General features: G+C 46.2%; 15 protein-coding genes. 10 read left to right on the top strand and 5 right to left on the bottom strand.

Features of this window, described 5'->3' with window-relative positions; all coding sequences use genetic code 11:
* Nucleotides 1-69 precede the first annotated feature (69 nt).
* From zwf to OCV24_RS08035, 4 genes are all read left to right on the top strand, one after another.
* A complete protein-coding gene (gene zwf, locus OCV24_RS08050) occupies nt 70-1,572 on the top strand; it encodes a glucose-6-phosphate dehydrogenase (RefSeq protein WP_017055239.1) in 1,503 nt (500 codons plus the stop codon).
* A complete protein-coding gene (pgl, locus tag OCV24_RS08045) occupies nt 1,569-2,285 on the top strand; it encodes a 6-phosphogluconolactonase (RefSeq protein WP_017055240.1) in 717 nt (238 codons plus the stop codon). Before zwf ends, pgl begins: the two co-directional genes overlap by 4 nt.
* A gap of 28 nt (nt 2,286-2,313) precedes the next feature.
* On the top strand, nt 2,314-3,762 hold the full coding sequence (gene gnd, locus OCV24_RS08040; RefSeq protein ID WP_017055241.1) for a decarboxylating NADP(+)-dependent phosphogluconate dehydrogenase: 1,449 nt from the start codon (nt 2,314-2,316) through the stop codon (nt 3,760-3,762).
* Nucleotides 3,763-4,122: 360 nt separating this feature from the next.
* Nucleotides 4,123-4,536 (top strand): VF530 family protein, encoded by a 414-nt coding sequence (locus tag OCV24_RS08035; protein WP_017055242.1) that lies wholly within the window; start codon nt 4,123-4,125, stop codon nt 4,534-4,536.
* Between the two features lie 95 nt (nt 4,537-4,631).
* Here OCV24_RS08035 and OCV24_RS08030 read toward each other — a convergent pair whose 3' ends face one another.
* The 5 genes from OCV24_RS08030 to OCV24_RS08010 form a co-directional block, all read right to left on the bottom strand.
* Nucleotides 4,632-4,823, bottom strand: coding sequence for a hypothetical protein (locus tag OCV24_RS08030; RefSeq protein WP_017055243.1), 192 nt, complete (start codon nt 4,821-4,823; stop codon nt 4,632-4,634).
* Between the two features lie 221 nt (nt 4,824-5,044).
* Nucleotides 5,045-5,803, bottom strand: a complete 759-nt coding sequence (locus tag OCV24_RS08025) for a sulfite exporter TauE/SafE family protein (protein ID WP_150877970.1) — start codon at nt 5,801-5,803, stop codon at nt 5,045-5,047.
* 191 nt (nt 5,804-5,994) lie between these two features.
* The gene (locus OCV24_RS08020) at nt 5,995-7,515 is read right to left on the bottom strand and encodes a tripartite tricarboxylate transporter permease (RefSeq protein ID WP_017055245.1); all 1,521 of its coding nucleotides are present in this window, start codon (nt 7,513-7,515) and stop codon (nt 5,995-5,997) included.
* Between the two features lie 10 nt (nt 7,516-7,525).
* Entirely contained in the window at nt 7,526-8,026 is a 501-nt protein-coding gene (locus tag OCV24_RS08015; RefSeq protein ID WP_060467586.1) for a tripartite tricarboxylate transporter TctB family protein, read from the bottom strand.
* A gap of 245 nt (nt 8,027-8,271) precedes the next feature.
* A complete protein-coding gene (locus OCV24_RS08010; protein WP_017055247.1) occupies nt 8,272-9,243 on the bottom strand; it encodes a tripartite tricarboxylate transporter substrate binding protein in 972 nt (323 codons plus the stop codon).
* Between the two features lie 552 nt (nt 9,244-9,795).
* Between OCV24_RS08010 and OCV24_RS08005 the strand changes: the two genes are divergently transcribed.
* The 6 genes from OCV24_RS08005 to OCV24_RS07980 all read left to right on the top strand — a co-directional run bounded on the left by OCV24_RS08005 (nt 9,796) and on the right by OCV24_RS07980 (nt 18,738).
* Entirely contained in the window at nt 9,796-10,515 is a 720-nt protein-coding gene (locus tag OCV24_RS08005; RefSeq protein ID WP_029626809.1) for a GntR family transcriptional regulator, read from the top strand.
* A 37-nt stretch (nt 10,516-10,552) separates the two neighbouring features.
* Nucleotides 10,553-11,449: a methylisocitrate lyase gene (gene prpB, locus OCV24_RS08000; protein WP_150877972.1), complete on the top strand. Its 897-nt coding sequence runs from the start codon at nt 10,553-10,555 to the stop codon at nt 11,447-11,449.
* A gap of 146 nt (nt 11,450-11,595) precedes the next feature.
* Complete coding sequence (prpC, locus tag OCV24_RS07995; protein WP_150877974.1) at nt 11,596-12,798, top strand: bifunctional 2-methylcitrate synthase/citrate synthase; 1,203 nt, start codon at nt 11,596-11,598, stop codon at nt 12,796-12,798.
* A 100-nt stretch (nt 12,799-12,898) separates the two neighbouring features.
* The gene (gene acnD / locus OCV24_RS07990; protein WP_150877977.1) at nt 12,899-15,535 is read left to right on the top strand and encodes a Fe/S-dependent 2-methylisocitrate dehydratase AcnD; all 2,637 of its coding nucleotides are present in this window, start codon (nt 12,899-12,901) and stop codon (nt 15,533-15,535) included.
* A 9-nt stretch (nt 15,536-15,544) separates the two neighbouring features.
* Nucleotides 15,545-16,717: a 2-methylaconitate cis-trans isomerase PrpF gene (prpF, locus tag OCV24_RS07985; RefSeq protein WP_150877979.1), complete on the top strand. Its 1,173-nt coding sequence runs from the start codon at nt 15,545-15,547 to the stop codon at nt 16,715-16,717.
* 116 nt (nt 16,718-16,833) lie between these two features.
* Nucleotides 16,834-18,738 (top strand): propionyl-CoA synthetase, encoded by a 1,905-nt coding sequence (locus tag OCV24_RS07980; protein ID WP_150877981.1) that lies wholly within the window; start codon nt 16,834-16,836, stop codon nt 18,736-18,738.
* Nucleotides 18,739-18,748 lie beyond the last annotated feature (10 nt).

The following is an 18,748-nucleotide window of genomic DNA, read 5'->3' as shown; positions in this document are numbered from 1 at the left end:
ATTATCTATTTTTGTATGTCGCTGATACCTTTGGCGAATACTAAAAACCTTGTTTTTATAGGAAAGATGATGGTAATACCTGAAAACAGCAGCATCGTTATTTTTGGTGCGTCGGGAGATCTAACTTATCGTAAGTTAATTCCTGCTTTATACCACCTGTATGCTAGCAATCAACTTCCTGAATCCTTTGCGATTCTTGGAGTGAGCCGTACTGAGTACAGCGACGAGTCTTACCGTGAGAAGCTGAAGAAGTCTCTTCAGGAAATGGAAAAAACTGAACCAGAGACGCTAAATGCATTCATTGAGCATTTGCATTACCAGGCGATCAACACTTCAGATGTAGACGACTACGCTCGTTTAGCACAACGTCTAGATAATCTTGAGCAAGACTACCAATTCGAAAACCATAACACACTGTTCTATTTGGCAACGCCGCCAAGTTTATATGGTGTGATCCCAGCAAACCTTGCTGCGCATGGCCTGAACGATGAGAAGAACGGCTGGCGTCGTCTTATCATTGAGAAGCCATTTGGTTACGACCTAGCATCTGCTCAGGCGTTGGATGAAGAGATCCATCATCACTTCCAAGAACACCAGATCTACCGTATCGACCATTACCTTGGTAAAGAAACGGTACAAAACCTTCTAGTGCTTCGTTTCTCAAACGCGATGTTTGAACCACTGTGGAATCGTAATTTCATTGATTACGTTGAAATCACGGGTGCTGAGTTCCTAGGCGTTGAAGAACGTGGCGGATACTACGACAGCTCTGGGGCTGTGCGCGACATGTTCCAAAACCATCTGCTACAAGTACTAGCAATGGTAGGCATGGAGCCGCCAGCTCAAATCAATGCGGATTCTATTCGTGACGAAGTGGTTAAAGTCCTTCAGTGTCTAAAACCACTAGAAGAAGATGATCTGCGTAAAGACTTGGTCCTAGGTCAATACACAGCATCAGACGTTCGCGGCCAGCAATTGTTAGGTTATCGTGAAGAACCAGGTGTTGCGGATGACTCTCGTACTGAAACTTACATCGGCTTGAAAGCTCACATCAATAACTGGCGTTGGAATGGTGTTCCTTTCTACGTACGTACTGGTAAACGTTTACCTACACGTGTAACTGAAATCGTGATTCACTTTAAGAACACACCACATCCAGTATTTGGCCAAGATGCACCAGAGAACAAACTGATTATCCGTATCCAACCGGATGAAGGTATCCAGATGAGCTTTGGTTTGAAAGAACCTGGTGCAGGCTTTAAGGCAAAAGAAGTCAAGATGAACTTCTCTTACTCTGACTTGCCTGAAACTCAAATGCTAACGGCTTATGAGCGTCTGCTTCTTGATGCGTTAAACGGTGACGCAACTCTGTTTGCACGTACTGATGCGGTAGAAGCATGTTGGAAATACGTTCAACCAATCTTAGACTTCAAACAAGATCCTCAAGCACTGTTTGGCTATGCTTGTGGTACTTGGGGCCCACAGGAGGCGGATGAGCTTCTGCAACGTGATGGCCGAGCATGGCGTTTCCCATGCAAAAACTTAACAGACACGGATTACTGCGAATTATGATCAATCACAAGATCTTTGCAACGCCAGAATTGGTCGTTGAAAACCTAGCAAACGAAATGAAAGCTTACAGTGAACAGGGCAGACCTGTTCATATTTCATTGTCGGGCGGCAGCACGCCAAAAATGCTCTTTAAGCTGTTAGCTCAAGCACCATACGCAGAAGGTATTCAATGGAATAACCTTCATTTTTGGTGGGGCGATGAACGTTGCGTGGCACCAGATGACGCTGAAAGCAACTTCGGTGAAGCGAATGCGTTACTGTTTTCGAACGTGAACCTTCCGGCAGAGAATATCCACCGCATCCGTGGTGAAGATGAGCCTAACGCTGAAGCCGAGCGCTTTGCTAAAGAAATGGCTGATGTGATTCCTTGTGAAAACGGCACGCCTATTTTCGATTGGATTCTGTTAGGTGTTGGTGCCGATGGCCACACAGCTTCGCTATTTCCGGGTGTAACTGATTACCAAGACGAGAGACTCTCTCTATTAGCTTCTCATCCTGAGTCCGGTCAAATCCGAGTTTCTAAAACGGCAAAAGTTTTAGAAGCAGCAAAACGAATCAGTTTCCTAGTACTGGGTGCAGGTAAAGTTGAGATCGTTAAAGAAATTCATACAACTCCTGCTTCAGAATTGCCTTATCCGGCAGCGAAAATCCAGTCTAAAGCTGGCGAAACAGAGTGGTTCCTAGATTCAAGTGCAGCAAGTGCTATCGCATAAGTGCGAATAGCCGCAAGGAGATAAAATAATGAAAGGTGATATCGGTGTAATTGGCCTAGCAGTAATGGGTCAGAACCTTATCCTAAACATGAACGACCACGGCTTCAAAGTTGTGGCTCATAACCGTACTGCTGCTAAAGTAGACGAGTTCCTAGAAGGCCCAGCTAAAGGTACTAACATTGTTGGTGCTTACTCTCTAGAAGAGCTAGTTGAGAAGCTAGAAGCGCCACGTAAAGTGATGCTTATGGTTCGTGCTGGTGACGTTGTAGATACGTTCATCGACAAGCTTGTACCACTTCTAGACAAAGGCGACATCATCATTGATGGCGGTAACACTAACTTCCCAGACACTAACCGTCGTGTTGCTGCTCTTCGTGAGAAAGGCATCCACTTCATCGGTACTGGCGTTTCTGGTGGTGAAGAAGGTGCTCGTTTCGGTCCTTCAATTATGCCAGGCGGTTCTCCTGAAGCTTGGGAAGCGGTTAAGCCTATCTTCCAAGGTATTTCCGCGAAAACTGACGCGGGTGAGCCTTGTTGTGATTGGGTTGGTAACGACGGTGCTGGTCACTTCGTTAAGATGGTTCACAATGGCATCGAATACGGTGACATGCAGCTTATCACTGAAGCATACCAGTTCATGAAAGATGGCCTAGGTATGAACCACGACGAAATGCAGGCTGTATTTGCTGACTGGAACAAAACTGAACTAGACAGCTACCTAGTAGAAATCACTGCTGATATCCTTGGCTACAAAGATGAAGACGGTGAAGCGCTAGTTGAGAAGATCCTAGACACTGCTGGCCAAAAAGGCACAGGTAAATGGACAGGTATCAACGCACTAGACATGGGTATCCCACTGACTCTAATCACTGAATCTGTATTCTCTCGTTGCCTGTCTGCACTTAAAGACCAACGTGTTGAAGCTGAGAAACTGTTCGGCAAGACGGTTGCTCCAGTTGAAGGTGACAAGCAAGAGTGGGTTGATGCAATTCGTCAGGCTCTACTGGCTTCTAAGATCATCTCTTACGCTCAAGGTTTCATGCTAATGCGTGAGGCGTCGAACGAAAACGGCTGGGATTTAAACTACGGTAACGTTGCACTTATGTGGCGTGGCGGTTGTATCATCCGTTCTGCATTCCTAGGCAACATTCGTGATGCTTACGAAGCGAACCCAGAGATCGCTTTCCTAGGTTCAGATGCATACTTCAAAGGTATCCTAGACAACTGCATGAGCGCTTGGCGTAAAGTTGCAGCTAAGTCTATGGAATCTGGCATCCCAATGCCATGTATGACTTCTGCACTAACGTTCCTAGATGGCTACACTACAGCCCGTCTTCCAGCGAACCTTCTACAAGCTCAACGTGACTACTTCGGTGCTCACACTTACGAGCGTACTGACCGTCCACGTGGTGAATTCTTCCACACAAACTGGACTGGTACAGGCGGCGATACTGCTTCTACAACTTACGACGTATAATCGTTAGTTAGATTCAGTTAAGAACAATATTGTTCTTATCAGCGATACAGAGAAAACAAAAGGATGCTAATCGGCATCCTTTTTTGTTGCTTGAGCATTTTTGTTAATTTGAATGGTGAGGTTTCGGAACCGAAGAGGACACCCGAGATGCAGGGCCGTTGATGATACCCCGAATGTTAAATGACCAATTCGAAATTAATTTTAAAGATAAATAGGATAACGAGCATGCTTTATGCCATCATAAAGGCATAAATAAGGGCAATGGATGTAATGCCCAAGTGATTGAGCTAGAAATGGTCAGTGATGACGGTGTTCTAGAGTAAATTCAAGGCCTTTAGTTGCCTTGAAAAAGGTAATGTTATGACTGAAGAAGAAAGAATCGAACTGCAACAAAATAACCCATTGCACGGCTTAAAGCTTGAAACCATGATCACTGAATTAGTCGATCATTATGGTTGGGAAATTTTAGATGCGGCAATGCGCATGAACTGCTTTAACACTAAACCAACGGTAGCAAGTGCTGTTAAATATTTAAAGAAGACAGAATGGGCTCGTGAGAAGGTAGAAAACTTTTACCTGTACCGTTTTAAGCGTATGCCTAAAGCGTCTGATATCGAATATCAGATGCCACCACGTTCACGTACGTTCCGTCACGGTTTAGAACCTCGTGAACCAATGGAGTTGACGGTTGAGTCTATTCAAGCGTCACAAGCTAAAGCCGCGTCTGCTTTCAAAGAGCGCCGAGGTGGCAACGGTCGTAACTTTCGCCGTTAGAGCGGACGTCGCTAGTTCGACGACGTGATGAGCACAGAATATATTAGGAGCCTAAGTGCTCCTTTTTTATGAGTTAAATTTGAAACCGTTGAAGATTACCGATCGCGTCTCTTCTTTTTATTCTTGCAAAGATCGGCGATATAAACGATCGCACTGATAATCAAAAATAGTGCTGACACGGAAAACAGAGCTGGCATATTTAAGATCCATGCGAATGTTGCTGTGAGAAAAGCGACAAAGCAGATGAGGCGACTTGATGACATGACATGACCGAGTTTAATGTTCATAACGTCTCCTATGAAGTATCACGTACCACATAAGAATTATCCCATTCTCAGTAAAATAAAGGCTAAAAAGAGTCTAAATTATTCTCAAATTTGCTAATTGGCAGACTCGCTTCACATATTATTGCGTGGTTGTTTTATGAGCTATAAAGTAGTGAAAGATAAACTCAGATGTCATTTTTACCGGTGACCTCTGTTTAGTCTATGTAATGTTTGAACCCCAATTAACTTGAATAAAAGAAATATGCGGTGATTAAGAAACTCGCGATGATCACTGTGTTACGAACATATTGTTGTGGGATGCGGCGAGAGATTTTTGCTGAGTAATAGCCACCAACCAAGGTCCCCATCAAAACGGCTATGCCTGACGGCCAATCAATAGAGCCATTCACGATAAAAAATACGATCGCAGCGAGGGAAGCACACGCGGACACGAGCAGTTTGATGCCATTCATCACGTTGATATTGGTGTAACCAGCCAGCGCCAAGTAGCTCAATGTCACAATGCCCAAACCTGCATTAAAATAACCACCGTAGATACAAACAATCAAAAGCAATAAAGCGGAAAAGAATGCACCTGCGCTGGTGGCATGCTTATGTTTTGCTGTGGCTTGCTTTAACCATTTATTGAGCGTGCCGCCAAACGTGAATAGCAAAGCTGCAAACAGCAACAGCCAAGGAACGGATTGAGTGAACAGAGCTTCTGGTGTGTGAAGTAGCAAGAAAGCCCCGATACCACCGCCAATGACACATAAAGCAATGGTCAGTTTTAGCTGCTTGGTACCAGATTGAATTTCGTGGCGCAGAGCGTAGGCTCCGCTAATGTATCCGGCACACGAAGCAAAGGTATTGGTCGCGTTGGCTGCTATTGGTGGAACGCCAGCAAACAATAGAGCAGGGAAGGTGATAAAGCTGCCGCCACCCGCAATGGAGTTAAGCACACCGCCAATCACGCCTGACAAGAATAGAATCAACCAATCCATAGTTTAGAATCCAATACGTTAACTAATTGGTTACCTTACTTGAATTTGTTATGAATATCAGCGCAATGTGTGTTGTAAAGATAGGTTTGTGAGTTTGCTACCATCTTTAACCGTTGGTTCGAATTGAGGCTCTAAATGAAAAAAGGAGCCAATGGCTCCTTTCGTTGAGGTTTAGTTGATTCGGTAAAGCTTTACACTTCTACTGGTTTTGTTCTAAAGCTCTTGAACAGCTTAACTAGAATCGGACTAGCAAGAACCAATACAGCCAAGATAGTGAATGTCATGGTGATAGGACGCTCCCAAAGGAAGCTTAGTTCACCATCGCTGATCATCAGTGCGCGTCTTAAGTTTTCTTCCATCAAACCACCTAAGATAAAGCCAAGTAGTAATGGCGCCAGTGGGAAGTTGGCCAGCCTCAACGCTATCGCTGCCATCGCCACAATTAGCATCACAAACACATCCATCGTGTTGAATGACACCAAGTACACACCAGTGATTGAAAAGAAGATAATCATTGGCAGTAGAACCGTTCTAGGTACCGCTAGCAGTTTAGAAATATATGGGATAAGCGGCAGGTTCAGAATAACCAATACAATGTTGCCAAAGTACATAGAGATAATCACCGACCAGAATACATCTGGGTGTTCAACGAACAGGCGAGGGCCCGGTTGGATGCCGTAAGCGATCAATGCACCTAGCATGATTGCAGTGGTACCAGATCCCGGAATACCTAGCGTCAGTAGTGGAACGAATGAGCCACTTGAAGCTGCGTTGTTTGCTGATTCAGGAGCAACAAGACCACGGATACTGCCTTTACCGAACTCTTTCTGCTTGTCTTTGGGCGCTAGACTACGCTCCATGCCGTAGCTTAAGAAAGCTGCGATCGTCGCGCCTGCGCCCGGTAGAACACCGGTAAAGAAACCGAGAATAGAAGAGCGGATCGAAACTGGCGCTACTTCTTTGAACTCTTCTTTGGTGACCTTCATGCTACCTATATCGGCCATCTTTTGGCTTTCTTCTGCGCTGGTGTCTTGTTCTGGTTTTAGAATACCCATCAAGGTTTCACCCAGTGCGAACGTTGCCATCGCTAATAATAGGAAGCTGAAGCCATCCATCAGATCCGTTAGGCCAAAAGTGAAACGTTCAACGCCAACGCCTTTGTCGATACCAACAGTTGATAGCATTAAACCAAGAATGGTCATCATCCACGCTTTGATTACCTGACCTGGGCCTGCAAACGCCGCTACAGCGGATAAGCCTAATAGCATCAATGCAAAGTAGTCTGAAGATTGGAAGCTCAATGACACGCTTGCTAGAGCCGGTGCGGCAATCAAAAGCATGATTGCTGAAAGCGTACCGCCTGTGAAAGAAGAGTAAGCTGCGAGTGCAAGAGCTTTACCCGCTTGGCCTTTTTGAGCCATCGGGTAGCCGTCAAACGCGGTTACTACCGTTGAAGAACAACCCGGAGCATTAATTAAGATTGATGATGTTGAACCACCAAATACCGCACCGTAGTAAACACCGGCCATCAAAATAAGACCAGAAGATGGGTCTAGGCCGTAAGTGATAGGGATCATCAGAGCAATGGCTGAGATTGGACCTAACCCCGGAAGCATCCCGATGAAGGTACCTACGAAACAGCCCACGATTACCATCATGATGTTCATTGGCATCACAGCGGTAGAAAGTCCTTGTAAAATTCCGTCTAACATAATGTTATCCCTACCAAAGAGTGAAGATTAAACCAGGCTCTAGGTAGATATCTAAGCCTTGAGTTAAAAGAAGAAAGAACGCGATAACGAAAGGAAACGACGCGCCAAACAAGATTGATTTACGGCGCTCACCCAGTAGGTAGAAGCCCGCTAATAAGAAGAAGCTTGTTGCTAAAACAAAGCCAAGATACGTCAACCCAACACCATACAGTGCCATTAACACCAAGAAGCCAATCAGCAGTTTCCAGTTCAGCGGCGTTGTTTCACATTTGACTTTCTTGTTTGGTTCTCCAGTGACAAGCAAAATCAACGATAACCCGATACCGATGAAAGTCAGCAGGGTAGGCAGTGTTCTCGCGGTAAATGGTTCATATTCATCACCGGGAAACAAAGGAATCAGCGTGGTTTGATAGCCGTAGCACAAGCACGCCAGCATAAAGATCAAAGCTCCGAGACGATCGCCTGAAAGCAAAGATTCCTTACTGAAAAATTTGGTTGGTAAGTCCGACATATCCAACTCCATTTGGGTGGTGTAGAAAAGTAAAAAAGCCGTACATGAGCGAGTCAATGAAATGTCTGGGATCACTAACCAAAGGTAAGCGAATTACGGTACTGGTTTATCAGCCACTTGCGTTTACAACGAATCGGCAAGCGTTAGTAATACGTCTACGAATAAACAAAGGAGTTTGAAGTTAACTCATGTACGGCGAAACAAGGAAAGAGTAAGAGGGCACATAGACCCTCTCTGGTTGTTGGTTACTTCAAGAAACCAAGCTCACGCATTAGATCGCCCATCTGTTTTTCTTGGTCTTCTAGGAAGGCGTAGAAATCTTTATCTGCTTTGTAGTTGTCGATCCAACCGTTACGGTCACGAACCACTTGCCACTCATCGGTTTTGTACATTTTGCCAAGAGCTTCGTTCCACTCGTCGATTTTCGCTTGGCTTGTACCCGGTGCCGCGAAGAAACCACGCCAGTTAGCAAATACTGTCTCGTTGCCGTACTCAGTCAGTGTTGGGATGTTAGGCGCAGCGTCAAGACGCTTTGGAGCCGTCACAGCAAGCACTTTTACTTGGCCAGATTTAGACATCTCTAGCACTTCACCAAGGCCCGTTGAAAGAAGCTGTGTTTCGCCAGAAAGCAGTGCCGCCATCGCTTTACCACCAGCATCGTAGGCAATATAACGCACTTTCTTCGCATCAAAACCTTCGCCTTTGAACGCTGCAGCAACCACAAGGTGGTCCATGCTGCCACGAGCTGAACCGCCAGCAATTTTTACTTTACGAGGGTTTGTTTCGAATTCTTTTACTACGTCTTCCCACGTGTTGTACTTAGAATCTGCAGACGCAACGATTGCGCCGTAATCGGCAATGGTTGCAGCTACAGGTGTTAGGTCTCGGAAAGACTGTGGAAAAATACCCGTGAGAGAGCGCACAACGATAGGTGTTGAGTTCACCATCAGCGTGTCTTCTTGGCGTTGAGCCGTTTCAATTAGGTGCGCAATGGCTTTACCGCCGCCACCACCAGATAGGTTTTGGAAAGAGACATTTTCTACGATGTCTGATTTCACCAGTACATCACCGGTACCACGAGCTGTCATATCCCAACCGCCACCAGCGCCGCCAGGGATTAGGAAGTGTATTTTTTCTACGTCAGCAGCAAAAGTGTTGAAAGAAAAGGTTGCTGCGATGATAGAAGCCGCAAGAGTAGGTTTCAGTGCCTTGAACATGGTTCACGTTCCTTATGTAGGGGATCTCTTCAATGGAGAGAAACTTATGTTTTCTATATAGCTGCTAAACAAACGGGTAGGACATTGCTTAGCAGGTAAGGTTAAAGTTAACGATGTGTTAATGAATTGTCTGTAATGCGGCGATATTGAGGATAAAGAACATTGGGTGAATAAAGTTCATAAAGTTCACGACGGGGAGTAATGTCTTTATTCGTTGAGAGACATAAGGTTTATCGTTGAACTCGCTGACAGGTATAGGTTAAGTGGTGTTTGGCAACTTGGCTTAGCTAGTTGTCGACACATCGATTCCAAATGACTTTAGGGTAGATAAGGGTTTAGTGACTCTTACTCTGATTAAGTCGATAAATAACATATGGTTGAGTTGTTTTTGGTGTCCTTTTGGATAAGTTTTTATCGTCTATAAAAGATACTACCTTAGTCTAAATTGTCGACAATTGGCTTGATTGTCGACAATTTAATCGTGTATTTTATGTTCATGTTATGGAATTGTTGACAATTAAGGTTCAGCAATCAGAAGTGAGCAGCGTGAATATGAATACTGCGATAAAAGATCTCAGCTTAAATGCAAACACGAAGACACGTGTGAACGATAAAGAGAACACTAAATCAGAAAACCTCACTGAGTATCTTGTTGAGGCGATTGTTAACGGTGAATTACCACCGGGCAGTAAGATCTCGGAGCCTGAACTGGCTAAACGCTTTGAAGTAAGTCGAGGTCCATTACGTGAAGCGATAATGCGTGTGGAGGGGCTAGGGCTTATTGAACGAATTCCTCATGTCGGCGCACGAGTTATTACTTTTTCGGCAGAAAAACTGCTAGAGCTTTACGCGGTGCGAGAGGCTTTGGAAGGCATGGCTGCTCGACTCGCAGCGAGACATATCACACAAGAAGAACTGATCGGCCTTGAAGGCTTATTGTCGACACACTCTCAGCATATTGATGAAGTAGAAGGTTCTTCTTATTTCCACCAACACGGCGATTTTGACTTCCATTATCGAATCATTAAAGCCAGCCGCAACAGCAAACTCATTTCTCTACTGTGTGATGAGCTTTATCACTTATTACGCATGTATCGCTACCAATCGCCTAGAGCGCAGTCTCGACCAAAAGAGGCGCTTGATGAACATAAATATATCCTACAAGCCATCCGTAACCGTGATGAAGAGCTAGCAGAAATGCTGATGCGACGACATATATCAGGTAGTCGAATGCTTATCGAACAACAAATTCAATCCAAACATATGGATTAATAGGCTTACAAATAAACAATTAACAGGGAGCGTCATTATGAAGTTATCAGCAGGAGCTAAGTTCCGACAAGCTGTGCAAGACAACGACCCATTGCAGATCGTCGGCACGGTGAATCCGTATTGCGCGATGATGGCAAAGAACTTGGGGCATCAGGCGATCTATTTGTCGGGTGGAGGCATCGCCAATGCGTCTTATGGTTTGCCTGATTTAGGTATTACGACATTGAACGATGTGTTGGTGGATGTTGAACGTATTACCAACGCGTGTGACCTGCCATTGCTGGTGGATATCGATACGGGATTTGGTGGCGCATTTAATATTGCACGTACCATCCGAGCGATGGAAAAAGCGGGCGCGGCTGCAATTCACATGGAAGATCAAGTCGCTCAGAAACGCTGTGGTCATCGACCAAATAAAGCGATTGTGAGCCAACAAGAGATGGTCGATAGAGTCAAAGCGGCAACCGATGCTAGAACCGATGACAGCTTTGTGATTATGGCTCGTACCGATGCATTGGCGGTTGAAGGCATTGACAGTGCGATTGAACGAGCTATTGCGTGTGTTGAAGCGGGTGCTGACATGATTTTCCCTGAGGCGATGAATCAACTCGATCAATACGTGAAGTTCTCGGCGGCGCTGAAATCGGCAACGGGTAAGCACGTGCCTATTCTTGCGAACATCACTGAGTTTGGCCAAACACCACTCTACAACTGTAGCGAGTTAGCCCAATCAAGTGTCGACATGGTGCTTTACCCATTGAGCGCGTTCCGTGCGATGAACAAAGCGGCGGAGAATGTTTACAAGCATTTGTTAGTTGAGGGTAATCAAGAAGCTCTGTTGGATTCGATGCAAACCCGTAAAGAGCTTTACGAACACCTGAATTACCACGACTACGAGAACAAGCTTGATCAGTTGTTTTCAAGCGAAGGGTAAACCGGTTTCAATTAATCAAAAATCAACTTAATCCAATAACGTGAAATGGTTGGTCGCCATATCCAGTACCGATGATAAAGATCATCGGACACATAAACAGGCAGCACCAAAGAGTGCAGGCGACTAACACAGAAAAGGAGTTCACCATGTCTGTATCTTTGAGTGATAAAGCAGCTGTCGATAAGGCTTCAACAGAAAACCACCAACAAAGCGAAAAAACAGCCAGCGCACCTGCAATCGGTGGTGCTGGTCTACGTGGCCAGAGTGCGGGAACCACAGCGCTATGTACGGTCGGAAAATCAGGAACCGGTTTAACCTACCGTGGTTATGATATTACCGATCTTGCTAATCATGCTCAGTTCGAAGAAGTGGCGCATCTACTACTAAGAGGTCATTTACCCAGTGAAAAAGAGCTAGACGATTACAAAACGTTGTTGATTGGTCTGCGCGGGTTGCCTCAACCTTTGAAAGCAGCACTAGAGCTTATTCCAGCAGACGCTCATCCTATGGATGTCATGAGAACGGGTTGTTCAATGCTAGGTAATTTAGAGCAAGAGACTGATTTTTCTGAACAACTGTCTGCGACCGAACGCATGCTTGCGCTTTTCCCTGCCATTATTTGTTATTGGTACCGCTTTAGCCATGATGGTGTGCGAATTGATACTGAAGATCAAAGTGAAGAGTGTTTAGGTGGCTACTTCCTGAAGATGCTAACGGATAAAACACCTAGTGAACTTCATAAGAAGGTGATGCACTGCTCGCTAACCCTTTACGCGGAACATGAGTTTAATGCTTCAACCTTTGCGGCTCGTGTGTGTGCATCAACGTTGTCAGATATCCATTCTTGTGTCACCGCAGCGATTGGCACACTGCGAGGCCCATTGCACGGTGGAGCAAATGAAGCGGCGATGGAAATGATCCAAGATTGGCAAACCGCCGATGAAGCGGAAACGAACATCATGAATATGCTTGCTAACAAAGACAAGATCATGGGCTTCGGTCATGCCATTTATCGTGAAAGCGACCCACGAAATGCTCTAATCAAGCGTTGGTCAAAAGAGCTTGCTCAAGAGGTGGGAGGTAAGCAGCTTTACGCGGTTTCTGAGCGTGTTGAAGCGGTAATGAAACGCGAGAAAGGGCTGTTCTGTAATGCTGATTTCTTCCATGCGTCGGCTTATCACTTCATGGACATCCCAACCAAACTGTTTACACCAATCTTTGTGATGAGCCGCCTCACAGGTTGGACGGCACACGTGTTCGAACAAAGAGAAAACAATCGCATCATTCGTCCAAGTGCAGACTATACCGGACCAGAGCATCAAGACTGGCTACCTATTCATCTACGTTAGCCCTCTATAACGAGCCGACTTATGTCTGAGGTGACTTCCGTCTTCATACGACAAGGCCTCAAGAAACAACGAATAGAATTTAACAGGTAATGGTGGATGTATGTCTGATGTAAAACTTCAAAGAAACCAAGAGCTTGATGAAAGCAAGTATCGAAAGGTTTTACCGGGTACGGGCTTAGAATATTTCGACGCTTGCGAAGCGGTAGAAGCAATATCCCCGGGCGCTTATAAAACCTTGCCTTATACGTCGCGAGTGTTGGCAGAGCAATTAGTAAGACGCTGTGATCCTGAAACCCTTGAAGACAGCTTAAAACAGATCATTGAACGCAAGAGCGACTTAGATTTTCCTTGGTATCCTGCGCGCGTTGTATGTCATGACATTCTTGGTCAAACAGCCCTAGTAGATTTGGCTGGATTAAGAGACGCGATTGCTGACCAAGGCGGAGACCCTGCCAAGGTGAACCCCGTTGTTGAAACCCAACTGATTGTTGATCACTCTCTGGCAGTGGAACACGCAGGCTTTGATAGCGAAGCGTTTGATAAAAACCGAGCGATTGAAGAGCGCAGAAACGAAGACCGTTTTCACTTTATAGAATGGTGTAAAACCGCATTTAAGAACGTCAGTGTGATTCCAGCGGGGAACGGGATCATGCACCAGATTAACTTGGAGAAGATGTCTCCGGTTATTCAATCTAAAGAAGGCATCGCGTTTCCTGATACTTGTGTTGGTACCGATAGCCACACTCCTCACGTTGATGCGCTAGGTGTCATTGCCATTGGAGTCGGCGGCTTGGAAGCTGAGACAGTGATGCTCGGTCGTCCGTCAATGATGCGCTTGCCTGATATTGTGGGTGTTAAACTGACGGGTCAACGACAAGAAGGGATAACCGCAACGGATATTGTGCTCGCAATTACAGAGTTCCTTCGCAATGAGAGAGTGGTTTCAAGCTATTTGGAATTCTTTGGTGAAGGGGCTCGTGCGCTGACCATTGGTGACCGCGCAACCATCTCCAACATGACGCCAGAGTATGGCGCAACAGCCGGTATGTTTTACATCGATGAGCAGACCATTCAATACCTGAAACTCACAGGTCGAGAGCCTGAGCAGGTTGAATTAGTTGAACGCTACGCTAAACAAACCGGGCTATGGGCTGACGATCTCGATTCTGCTCAATACGAACGTGTATTAGAGTTTGATTTATCGAAGGTTGAGCGCAATCTTGCAGGGCCGTCTAACCCACATCGTCGTTTGCCAACCAGAGAACTGGCTCAGCAAGGCATCAGTCAAACATCTTGGAAAGAGCAGCATGCTAAGCAGTACAGCGATGATCAAATGCCTGATGGTGCCGTAATCATCGCAGCAATTACCTCTTGTACTAACACCAGTAATCCAAGAAACGTGGTCGCCGCGGCATTGGTGGCTAAGAAAGCCAATCAACTTGGATTAGTTCGTAAGCCGTGGGTGAAAACATCATTTGCGCCGGGCTCTAAAGTTGCCAAGCTCTATCTTGAGTCGGCAGGTTTGCTACCTGAGCTGGAACAATTAGGCTTCGGTATCGTGGGTTATGCGTGTACTACCTGTAACGGAATGAGTGGGGCGTTGGATCCTACAATCCAACAAGAGATCATCGACCGCGACCTGTACTCAACCGCTGTGTTGTCAGGGAATCGAAACTTTGATGGTCGAATCCATCCCTATGCCAAACAAGCGTTTTTAGCATCACCGCCATTGGTGGTTGCTTATGCCTTGGCTGGCACGATTCGCTTTGATATCGAGAAAGACAGCTTAGGCACTGACAGCAACGGCAAGCCAATCTACTTAAGTGATTTATGGCCGAGTGATGCGGAGATCGATGCCGTTGTCGGTGAGCATGTTAAGCCTCAGCAATTCCAACAAATTTACGTAAAAATGTTCCAGCCAGACGAGGAGCAGGTAACGACTGAACCGCTTTATGACTGGCGACCTCAAAGTACCTATATTCGCAGACCACCTTATTGGGAAGGGGCTCTTGCGGGAGAGCGAAGCTTATCTGGTATGAGGCCTTTGGCTATTCTGGGTGACAACATCACGACCGATCATTTATCTCCATCAAATGCGATTCTAGCTTCAAGTGCGGCAGGTGAATACCTCGCAAAAATGGACGTTCCAGAAGAGGACTTTAACTCGTACGCGACTCACCGAGGCGATCATCTTACGGCACAAAGAGCGACCTTTGCTAACCCGAAACTGTTCAATGAAATGGTCAAGGAATCAGGAAGCGTGGTACAGGGTTCATTAGCACGAGTTGAGCCTGAGGGACAAGTAACTCGCATGTGGGAAGCGATAGAGACCTACATGAACCGTAAACAACCTTTGATTGTTGTGGCTGGCGCAGACTATGGGCAAGGCTCATCACGCGATTGGGCGGCCAAAGGAGTTCGCTTAGCGGGTGTTGAAGTGATTGTTGCTGAAGGCTTTGAGCGAATCCACAGGACCAATTTAGTCGGTATGGGCGTTTTGCCTTTGCAATTCAAAGAGGGAACGGATCGCAACACCTTACAACTCGATGGCACTGAGCTTTACGATGTGTATGGCGACATCCAAGCGGGTTCAGATTTGGCGTTGGTAATCACTCGTAAAAGCGGTGAAAAGCTTGATGTGCCAGTAACCTGCCGACTAGACACTGCAGACGAAGTGAACGTGTATAGCGCTGGTGGCGTGTTGCAACGTTTCGCCAAAGACTTTCTCGCGCAATAGGAGCCTGTGATGGACATTAAACAGATAAAAGTCCCGGCAACTTATATGCGCGGAGGGACCAGTAAAGGTGTTTTCTTTTGCTTGAATGACTTGCCAGAAGCGGCGCAAGTTGCGGGATCTGCGAGAGACGAATTCCTTCTGCGTGTGATTGGCAGCCCAGATCCTTATGGTAAGCAAACCGATGGTATGGGTGGTGCAACATCCAGTACCAGTAAAACCGTGATTGTTTCGAAAAGCAGTAAGGCCAATCACGATGTTGATTATCTCTTTGGTCAAGTGGCGATAGACAAGCCGTTCGTTGATTGGAGCGGTAACTGCGGCAATCTGTCTGCTGCAGTGGGCCCATTTGCTATTCATAGTGGCCTAGTCGACTCGAATCGTATTCCAGAAAACGGCGTGGTCGAGGTGCGAGTATGGCAAGTGAACATAGAGAAAACCATTATTGTTCATGTACCTATCGCTGGTGGTGAAGTCCAAGAGTTGGGTGACTTTGAGCTCGATGGTGTAACTTTCCCTGCTGCTGAGATCCAAGTCGATTTTCTAGACCCAGCCGATGCGAGTGGCTCTATGTTCCCAACAGGGAATATTGTCGATTTTTTAGATGTTCCAGATTTGGGTTGCATCAAAGCGACATACATTAATGCTGGGATACCCACCATTTTTGTTGATGCTGAATCGGTTGGTTACCAAGGCACTGAACTTCAATCAGATATCAATAGTGATACCAAAGCTTTGGCTCTGTTTGAATCCATACGAGCACATGGCGCCGTTGCGATGGGGCTTATTGATTCGTTAGAACAAGCTGAATCTCGCCAACACACACCTAAAGTCGCCTTTGTTGCTAAGCCTCAAGCGTATCAAGCTTCAAGTGGCAAGTTGGTTGCTGCGGATGATACTGACGTTCTGATACGAGCTTTGTCTATGGGGCAACTGCATCACGCCATGATGGGCACAGCAGCGGTTGCGATTGCTTCAGCCGCAAGTGTCCCGGGGACTTTAGTGAATTTAGCGGCGGGAGGAAGCTCTCGTGACTTTGTGACCTTTGGTCATCCATCAGGAATCTTGAAGGTGGGTGCTAAAGCTTTGCAGACCGAAAGCGGTTGGAAAATAGAAAGGGCGATCATGAGCCGTAGTGCCCGAGTGATTATGGAAGGTGCCATTCGTGTGCCTTTTCCCAAGTAAAGCGATTGTCGTGAGCGGTTAAATGTTCCGAAAACAACGCTGAGAAAAGAGTGCAACCAAGTGCTACTGCCAAAGGCTAGCCGCTTGGGAAATGGATAAATCATGGAGGAGGCACTATGTCTGCTACGAATCGAATGACTAGAAAAACGGATTACATCACCGAGTATCAATGGGCGAGGGAAGACCCAAATTCATTTTGGGAAACACAATCACAAGCCATTGATTGGTTTGAGTCTCCAAAAACGATATTACAAACTGACGATAACGGTATTGAACGCTGGTTTCCTGATGGGGTGATGAATACTTGTTGGTTGGCGTTGGATTATCATTGTGAAAATGGCCGTGGTGATAAGGTTGCGCTGATCTATGATTCGCCAGTCACGGGTATCAAGTCGTTTTACACCTACAATGAGCTTCGTGAACAAGTGGCTAAGACAGCGGGTATGTTGGCTCAACAGGGTGTAATCAAAGGCGATCGTGTGGTTATCTACATGCCAATGATTCCTGAAGCGGCAATGGCAATGCTAGCCTGTGCTCGGTTAGGCGCAGTGCACTCTGTGGTGTTCGGCGGATTTGCTCCGCATGAGCTTGCGGTTCGAATTGAAGATGCCGAACCCAAAGTCTTGATTACGGCTTCATGTGGTATCGAAATCAACAAGGTTCTACCTTATAAACCGATGGTTGACCGCGCGATCATGGACAGCCGTTGGAAACCTGAGAAAGTGGTGGTATTCCAAAGAGAGCAGTCTCTAGCCGAGTTGAACAATGAACGCGATGTACTTTGGCAACAAGCGGTGGCTGGTATTGAGCCTCATGAGTGTGTGCCTGTTTTGGCAACCGACCCGTTATATATCCTCTATACCTCGGGTACGACAGGGAAGCCGAAAGGGGTTGTCCGCGATAATGGCGGTCACGCGGTCGCAATGAAATACTCGATGAGTACTATCTATGATATGCCGCAAGATGGTGTGTTTTGGGCGGCTTCCGATGTGGGTTGGGTGGTTGGGCATTCTTATATTGTGTACGCACCACTGATTCATGGCTGTACCACGATTCTGTTTGAAGGCAAGCCAGTCAGAACACCAGACCCCGGCGCATTCTGGCGTGTGTGTGAAGAATACAAAGTCGATGTATTGTTTTCTGCTCCAACGGCATTTAGAGCCATTAAGAAAGAAGATCCAAAAGGCGAGTTGCTCACCAAGTATGACTTATCATCGCTCAAGTCGATTTTTATGGCGGGAGAGCGTTTAGACCCGCCAACATTGGACTGGGTTGAGTCTCATACCAATAAACCAGTTATCGATCATTGGTGGCAAACAGAAACAGGCTGGGCCATTTCCGCCAATCCAACAGGGTTAGAATCTTTACCAGTGAAAGCGGGCTCTTCCACTAAACCTGTTCCGGGTTACCAAGTGGAGATTCTCAATGAACTCGGTGGAGTAGCTCAGCCTAATCAACAAGGTTTTGTGGCCCTTAAACGTCCACTACCACCCGGTTGTCTGCCAACGGTTTGGCGTAATCATGATCGATTTGAATCTGGCTATCTGAGCCAATTCCCAGGCTATTACGTTTCGGGTGATGGTGGTTATCTCGATGAAGATGGGTATCTATTTATCATGGGCCGTATCGACGATGTGATAAACGTAGCGGGACACCGTCTATCGACGGGAGAAATGGAAGAAATCGTGGGTGGTCACCCTGCTATTGCAGAATGTGCGGTAGTCGGGATTCATGATGACTTAAAAGGGCAGCTACCTCTTGGTTTAGTTGTGCTGAAAGATGGCGTAAAAGTCGATGGTATTGAGTTACAAGCGGAGTTGGTTGGCAAGGTTCGCAATGAGATTGGCGCGGTCGCCTGTTTTAAGCAAGCCTTGGTTGTTGAGAGACTACCTAAGACACGCTCAGGCAAGATCTTACGCAGAACCATCCGACAAATTGCAGAAGGTGAACAATATGTGGTGCCTTCGACGATTGACGATCCTACCAGCTTAACTGAAATTGCTAAGAAGTTAGGCAAATAGGTTTGAATCA

This window comes from Vibrio kanaloae (assembly GCF_024347535.1).
GTDB classification, from domain to species: domain Bacteria; phylum Pseudomonadota; class Gammaproteobacteria; order Enterobacterales; family Vibrionaceae; genus Vibrio; species Vibrio kanaloae.
This window is presented reverse-complemented; position numbering and strand designations above follow the sequence as displayed.